A 6,569-nucleotide genomic window follows, 5' to 3' on the forward strand; every position below is an offset into this window, starting at 1 on the left:
TCTCCAAGTTCCTCAAAAAAGTTTAAACACGTTTTTTGTGAATATATTATAATACAAAGCTGTAAAATCAATATTTTTTATATCAAACTAATGTTATTTTATAGGGGCGTTTGCAAAACGCCCCTACATAAATCATATTCATATACTTATATATCGAAGTCTAAGGACTTTGGCAAAGTGTAGCGATACAAAAGCGATTTTTAGATTTTGGGGTAGCTTTTTTGAGCGTGTTTAAAGTGCTTTTACGCTTCTTTCATTCCTAAGCCGTTGTTGATAGCGTACGCCATATTTTCGATGATATGCTTATGTTTGGTTACAAACGGATTGGTGGTATCCCATACATAACCCGCTAATACAGCACAGATTTTTTCTTTTACATCCTCATTAGCAGGTTGATGGAAGAAGAGTGTTTGCAAATTACCTGTATACCACTCTCTTACATAAGAAGTGAATACATCAATACCACGTTGCATATAGTCGGTGTATTCTTTTTGCCAATCTACTTTTTCTCCGGCAAGTTCGCGTTTTACCAATTTGGCTGCTAACATACCCGATTCAGTTGCAAAAGCTACTCCTGATGAGAATACAGGGTCTAAGAACTCGGTACTATTACCAGTGAGTACAAAGCCATTGCCAAAGAGTTTTTTCACTGAACAAGAGTAGCTTTGTATCTTGTTAGGTTCAAATAGAAAATCGGAATGCTGGAAGCGCTCTCTGTAAAAATCTGAGGTTACGATAGCCTTGCGCAAAGCTTCAGTAGTATTGCCAGAAGCTGATAGACTATTGATGTAGTGGGTAGGTCCTACAACCCCTACACTGGTATTGCCATTAGAGAAAGGAATCACCCAGAGCCATACTTCTCTTTCTAAAATATCAAAAGAAATGAGTGTGCCTTCTTCTCCTTCAGGACGTACCTTATCTTCTTTGATATGGGTGAATATAGCCGAGTGATCGTCTAATTTAGAAGGAGAATTTAAGTCTAACAAGCGAGGCAATACACGTCCGTAACCACTAGCATCAATGACGAATTTAGAGGTGATTTCATATACTTCCCCGTTCTTGTCTTTTACGGTAGTAACTTGATGATCATCAAAGAACTGCACGTTCGTAACTTCGGTTTCAAAACTAAGAGGTACGCCTTTGTGGATGATTTCTTGAGCCAAAACATTATCGAAATCGGCGCGAGGTACTTGCCACGTCCAATCCCAACCTTTGCCGTATTTCTTACCAAAATCAAATTGGCATACTTGTTCACCACGGATAAAACGGGCGCCCCATTTTACTTCGTATTTTTGGGCTTCCAAGGCAGGCAAAAGTCCTGCTTCGTCAAAATGATCCATCACACGTGGAATAAGGCTCTCCCCTACTACCAAACGCGGAAATTTAGTTTTTTCTACTACGCGTACTTTTACGCCATTGTTATGCAAATAGGCAGCTGACACACAACCTGAAGGTCCTGCGCCTATTACTAATACATCAGTTACTTCTTTTTTCATAAAAACTTTTTTTTAAAGCACGGGGCAAATATAGTATTTTTTTACTATTTAGCCAACAATTTTGCACTTTTTACCAAGCGCACAAATTCTTTGCGATAGCCTTCTTCATCTTTGCCTATAGCACCATTAGCTAATTCTACTACTTGGTCATAAGTAGCTTGGGCTTTATTGCTATTGCCGCGCAAGAGAATACCAAACTCGGCTACACTGGCTGCAAAGCGAAAATCTACAGAAGTCTCATTTAAAGATTTCTTAGCAAATAACAAAGGTTCGGTTACTTCTACACTTTTAGCATCTTTTACCTTAGGGTCTTTATAACGTATTTTGAGGAATCCTAACTCATTGCCTTTACCTTTTTCGTTGAGTTCTTTTGTTTGGTAGCGGAGATTTTGAGCCACTTTACCTTCCGATGGAATGAGTTCATAGAGGGCTGTAACAGTATGCCCTGCGCCTATTTCACCTGCATCTTTCTTATCATCAGTAAAATCCTCATTAGCAAGTATACGGTTTTCATAACCTATGAGCTTATACTCTTTCACGTATTTAGGGTTGAACTCGATTTGCAGTTTCACATCTTTGGCTACGGCGAAAAGCGTACCGCTAAACTCGTTTACCAATACTTTTTTAGCTTCGGTAAGATCATCGATATAAGCGTAATTACCATTGCCTTTATCGGCTATGGTTTCAGCCATATCATCGCGGTAATTACCCATACCAAAACCTAAAACTGACATATAAATACCACTTTCGCGCTGTTTTTCAATGAATTTTTCTAACTCTCTTGGATTACTAATCCCCACATTGAAATCGCCATCAGTAGCTAAAATAATACGGTTATTACCATTTTTAATGAAGTTTTTTTGAGCTTCTTTGTAAGCTAACTGAATACCACTACTACCTGACGTAGAACCACTTGCATACAGATTATCAAGTACTTTTTCTATTTTTTGTCTCTCTTTTACAGGAGTAGACGAAAGGGCTACTTTTGTACCGCTGGCATAAGTTACAATCGCCACTCTGTCGGTAGGTTTGAGCTGAGTGAGCAAGAGTTTGAATGAAGATTTTAGCAAAGGGAGCTTGTTAGGCTCATCCATTGAGCCCGATACATCAATTAGGAAAACAATATTAGAAGGTGGAGCTTGAGCCAAATCCAATTTTTTAGCTTGCAAACCAATGCGCAATAGCAAATGCTTAGGATTCCAAGGTGTAGGAGCTAATTCGGGGGTCACGCGCAAAGGAGAAGTAGCCTCCTTAGTAGGTGCAGGATAGTCGTAATCGAAGTAGTTTATCATCTCCTCTATGCGAATGGCATCTTTAGGAGGTAACTGACCATAACCTAACATACGACGCAAATTAGCATACGAAGCGCGGTCTACATCGGCAGAAAAAGTGGTAACGGGTTGTTGCGCTACTGCTACAAATGGATTTTCAGAAATCTCTTTGTAGGTTTCATTACTACGCGGTTGCTGTTGAGAAGGTTCTTCAGAATTGGCAATTTCCATTTCTTCTACTACAGCATCATACGCAGGTGGTGGGGGTGGCGGAGGTGGTGTTTCAGGCGAAGCCATTTTGTTCGCTGTAAGTTCTTCCACTGTTGTAGCAGGTGCAGGAGGTGGAAGCTGGTTGGCTGAATTGCTTGAATTTCGGTGACCTTCGGGGTTACCACAAGCCGCTAATAACAAAGCTGATAACAGCATTAAAGATACATTTGTTTTCATAAGGGTAATACATTAAAAATCTTACCTTTATAAAGTCAAATGTTATGCCAAACTAAGCTTCTTCGTTGTGAATAAAGCGTTTTTTAGCATAGAGTTCATCTTCTGTTTCTTGGTGGGCATCATCGGGCACGCAACAATCTACAGGGCACACCGCAGCGCATTGAGGTTCATCGTGGAAACCTATACACTCGGTGCATTTATCGGCAATGATAAAATAAATATCATCGCTAATAGCTTGTTGAGGCTCATCGGCATCTACTTCCAATCCGCTCGGTAATACCACACGTCCTTTTAAGGCTGTACCATCGCTATAGCGCCAATCATCAGCACCTTCGTAGATAGCATTGTTAGGACATTCGGGTTCGCAAGCCCCACAGTTGATACAATCATCAGTTATTATTATAGCCATTTTTAGTTGTTAGTGATTAGAGAGTTTTAGAGGTTGGGAGGTAGGAAAGGGCGCAAAGATAATATTTTTTTGTTAATTTGCTACTTTTTGAATTTTGGTTGTACCTCGAACCACAAGTCTACAAAGAGTTTAGTGCGTGCTAAATACTCGCGTACACGTGTTTTAAAACCGTAGTAGGCAGTAACATCTTGCGCATCAAAACCAATAGCTTGTATGCCGTGGTGCTTTGCCAAGAAAAGGGATCGCTCATTGTGAAAACGTTGTGAGATAACAATAAATGTATCATAGCCAAATACATCTTTGGCTCGCACTACCGAGTCTAAGGTTCTGAAACCTGCATAGTCTAAGATAATGCGTTCTTCGGGGATTCCCTTATTTATTAAGGCTCTTTTCATTTCTTCGGGCTCGTTGTAGTCATTTCTATGATTGTCGCCACTGACCAAAATATATTCAATTTTTCCTGCCTCATATAGTTGCACAGCTGCTTCTATTCTATAAAGAAAATACTTGTTGGGCGCACCACTTTTTAAATAAGGATTGGTTCCTAAGAGCAAACCTACTTTATGTGCAGGCACCTCAGCAACTTGAGTGTACAACAAGTTTTTAGTCTCTTTAGTTACCTGCACGTTACAAGCAATGATTACTAAGAGCAACCACAGTGATAATAGAGCAGTAACTTTCCAGAAACGTTTGGTTTTTAAGGGTTTTAGAAAAGATTTTATTTTGTTCATTTTAGATAAGAGGTAAAAAAAGAGTTGTAATAAAGCCCCCGACTCACTTACTCGGCAATTGCCGACAATCCCGAAGGGGGACAATCTGTAAAGGCGATTTTCATTATAATTCTCAATTTACTTTATTAGTTGGTTTAGGGTATATTACTTCATTTTTCTCTTTACCATAACTTTTAAATTCGGCTGAATAATAAAAAGCTACTATTTTTGCTACTGATAGTTGATTGTTTTTAGCGATAAGATAAATATCATAACGATGATATCCTCCTGAAGTCCAGGTATAATTTCCAAAAGTAAGTTTTAAGAGCGTTTCACTTTTCTTTTTTTCATATATCAGTTTTTCAGGATACATAGTCTCTATGCCAAACTCTATAAACGTGGTATCGATAACAATAGATTGCTCATTCAATTGAATCTTTACATTTCTCAAGTTCTCTAAATTCTTTGTTAAAGCAGGTGTTAGTTTACATTTAGGTTCATCGAAGTATAATGGAGGAGTTTCTGAATAAACAGCTATTTTAAGTGTATCTTTCTGCAACTTTTTTTCCGTAATCAGAAATACAGCATAATATTTCTTCTCATCTTCTGAATAGTGATATCCTTTTTCATTAGGAATAAAAACAGTGCAATAATCTAACTTGCTTTTTATAGTTTGAGCTTGACTGTAGAAAGTTATAGAGAAAAATATGATTAATAAGAATTGTTTCATCGTATTGAAATTTTCATTTGAGGTGCAAGCCTTTCAGAGTGTGTCAAAAAAGTTCTATTAGTGTGGGCGTTTGCAAAACGCCCCTACACAACATACTATAAAAGTAATTGATTATCAAGACAATCAACTTTGCCAAAGGTGCGATCCGCACGAACGATTGAGAACTTTAGCAAAGTGTAGCGACGCAAAATGTAAACAACTTCAACAAAATTTGCAATACTATTCTTTTGCTAAATAAAAACTACTCGTGTAGCTCACAATTATTTACCTGCAAAAGCTTTGACATCGTCTTCTGAGATTTCTTTACCTCCTAAGATGATAAGCCGTTCTACTACATTGCGCAATTCGCGAATATTACCTGTCCAATCTTGTTTTTGGAGGAGTTCTACCGCTTTTTTGCTAAATTTCTTAGGACTAATACCTTGTTCTTCGGCTATTTTTACTGAAAAATAATCGATAAGCAGTGGGATATCATCTCTTCTTTCATTGAGTGAAGGTACACGAATAAGAATTACTGCCAAACGATGGTACAAATCCTCGCGGAAACGACCTTCGGCAATTTCTTTTTTCAAATCTTTATTGGTTGCGGCTATCACTCGTACATCTACATTGATATCTTTATCGCTACCTACACGGGTAATCTTATTTTCTTGCAAAGCGCGCAACACTTTGGCTTGTGCAGAGAGACTCATATCACCTATCTCATCTAAGAAAATCGTACCATTGTTAGCAGCTTCAAACTTACCTGCACGGTCTTTTACCGCTGAAGTAAATGCCCCTTTGATATGCCCAAAGAGTTCACTTTCTATCAGTTCTGAAGGGATAGCTGCACAGTTCACCTCTATCATAGGGGCTTCACTGCGCTCACTCTGGTAGTGAATAGCGTGAGCTACCAACTCTTTACCTGTACCATTAGAACCCGTGATGAGCACACGAGCTTCAGTAGGCGCTACTTTTTCTATCATCTGACGGATTTGTTGCAAAGGTGCACTTTCTCCTATCATCTCATAGCTCTTGCTCACCTTCTTTTTGAGGTGTTTATTCTCTACTACTAACTTCTTCTTATCGAGAGCATTGCGTACTGTATTGAGCAAGCGGTTCAAATCGGGTGGTTTTGAGATATAGTCGTAAGCCCCAAGACGCATTGCATTTACAGCTGTCTCAAGGTCGCCGTGACCAGAAATCATTACAAAAGGGATTTCAGGTTTCACCTTCTTAATCTCGGTGAGTACCTCCATACCGTCCATTTTAGGCATTTTGATGTCGCAAAGTACCAAGTCGTAGTCCTCTTTTTTGAGTTTCTCTACGCCTTCGATGCCATCAACTGCCTCTTCTACTTCGTACTCTTTGCTTTCTTCTACTAATATTTTGCTGAGCACACGGCGAATAGCCGATTCGTCTTCTATGATAAGTATTTTTGCCATAATTCTAATTTGTCAATTTAGTGCGAGCTGCACGGGCATTAATTTGTCTATTTAACGTGAGTTCGACGTAAGTAATTATTAA

6 protein-coding genes are annotated in these 6,569 nt (G+C 38.8%); all 6 read right to left on the minus strand.

Annotation, left to right across the window (positions count from 1 at the left end):
* Nucleotides 1-242: 242 nt before the first annotated feature.
* Nucleotides 243-1,496: an NAD(P)/FAD-dependent oxidoreductase gene (locus HMPREF9073_RS12925; RefSeq protein ID WP_009414228.1), complete on the minus strand. Its 1,254-nt coding sequence runs from the start codon at nt 1,494-1,496 to the stop codon at nt 243-245.
* Between the two features lie 44 nt (nt 1,497-1,540).
* Nucleotides 1,541-3,214 (minus strand): VWA domain-containing protein, encoded by a 1,674-nt coding sequence (locus HMPREF9073_RS12930; RefSeq protein ID WP_009414229.1) that lies wholly within the window; start codon nt 3,212-3,214, stop codon nt 1,541-1,543.
* A 52-nt stretch (nt 3,215-3,266) separates the two neighbouring features.
* Nucleotides 3,267-3,623, minus strand: coding sequence for a 4Fe-4S binding protein (locus HMPREF9073_RS12935; protein WP_009414230.1), 357 nt, complete (start codon nt 3,621-3,623; stop codon nt 3,267-3,269).
* A gap of 80 nt (nt 3,624-3,703) precedes the next feature.
* Nucleotides 3,704-4,354 carry a vancomycin high temperature exclusion protein gene (locus HMPREF9073_RS12940; RefSeq protein WP_009414231.1) on the minus strand — a complete coding sequence of 217 codons (651 nt, stop codon included), beginning with the start codon at nt 4,352-4,354 and terminating at the stop codon, nt 3,704-3,706.
* A 112-nt stretch (nt 4,355-4,466) separates the two neighbouring features.
* Nucleotides 4,467-5,063, minus strand: coding sequence for a hypothetical protein (locus HMPREF9073_RS12945; RefSeq protein ID WP_009414232.1), 597 nt, complete (start codon nt 5,061-5,063; stop codon nt 4,467-4,469).
* A 260-nt stretch (nt 5,064-5,323) separates the two neighbouring features.
* Entirely contained in the window at nt 5,324-6,487 is a 1,164-nt protein-coding gene (locus HMPREF9073_RS12950) for a sigma-54 dependent transcriptional regulator (protein ID WP_009414234.1), read from the minus strand.
* Between the last annotated feature and the right edge of the window lie 82 nt (nt 6,488-6,569).

Origin of the sequence: Capnocytophaga sp. oral taxon 326 str. F0382 (genome assembly GCF_000318295.1) — a bacterium.
In the GTDB taxonomy this organism is placed as follows: domain Bacteria; phylum Bacteroidota; class Bacteroidia; order Flavobacteriales; family Flavobacteriaceae; genus Capnocytophaga; species Capnocytophaga periodontitidis.

What these genes read in the sequence shown, in the direction of transcription:
- HMPREF9073_RS12925 (WP_009414228.1), bottom strand. Translation starts at nt 1,496, where the DNA reads ATGAAAAAAGAAGTAACTGATGTATTAGTAATAGGCGCAGGACCTTCA.
- HMPREF9073_RS12930 (WP_009414229.1), bottom strand. Translation starts at nt 3,214, where the DNA reads ATGAAAACAAATGTATCTTTAATGCTGTTATCAGCTTTGTTATTAGCG.
- HMPREF9073_RS12935 (WP_009414230.1), bottom strand. Translation starts at nt 3,623, where the DNA reads ATGGCTATAATAATAACTGATGATTGTATCAACTGTGGGGCTTGCGAA.
- HMPREF9073_RS12940 (WP_009414231.1), bottom strand. Translation starts at nt 4,354, where the DNA reads ATGAACAAAATAAAATCTTTTCTAAAACCCTTAAAAACCAAACGTTTC.
- HMPREF9073_RS12945 (WP_009414232.1), bottom strand. Translation starts at nt 5,063, where the DNA reads ATGAAACAATTCTTATTAATCATATTTTTCTCTATAACTTTCTACAGT.
- HMPREF9073_RS12950 (WP_009414234.1), bottom strand. Translation starts at nt 6,487, where the DNA reads ATGGCAAAAATACTTATCATAGAAGACGAATCGGCTATTCGCCGTGTG.